The sequence below is a fragment of the Microbacterium sp. P5_E9 genome, assembly GCF_054049175.1.
Genome location: NZ_JBFUMV010000149.1, coordinates 1 through 527 on the forward strand (window position 1 = coordinate 1; position 527 = coordinate 527).

Here is a 527-nt window from a genome sequence, read left to right on the forward strand (position 1 = left end):
CTATTAGTTCGAGCGCGCTACACTAGGAGCGTGTCGGGCTTTCCCGCCTACCCCGAGTGGGCGGCGGCTTGGACAATCGCGCCAGTTTAAATAGACCTCCACTGCATGAGCCGCTTCATTGCCGTAGATCGAGASACCGCCTACTTGCTGCCGCCGTCGGTTGATGAATGGCTACCGCAGGATCACCTGGCCCGCTTTGTCGTGGAGGTGATCGACCAGTTGGACCTGAGTGAGCTGGTGCGGCAATACGCGGGACGCGGCAGCAATGCGTACCACCCGGCRATGCTGCTGGGCTTGCTGGTCTATGGTTACGCCACCGGGGTGCACTCGAGCCGCAAGATCGAGCGGGCCTGCCACGACTCGGTGGCATTTCGCTTCATAGCCGCCAATACCCAGCCCGACCATGACAGCATCGCCACGTTCCGGCGGCGCTTTCTGCCACAGATCGAGGCGCTGTTCGTGCAGGTGCTGGTGCTGGCGCGCGAGATGAAGTGCTTGAAGCTGGGCAACATCTCACTGGACGGCAC

1 protein-coding gene is annotated in these 527 nt (G+C 61.9%); it reads left to right on the forward strand.

Features of this window, described 5'->3' with window-relative positions:
- Window positions 1–105: 105 nt before the first annotated feature.
- The coding region (locus ACXJ3V_RS20715; RefSeq protein ID WP_457102238.1) for a transposase at window positions 106–527 on the forward strand (422 nt) is incomplete at its 3' end.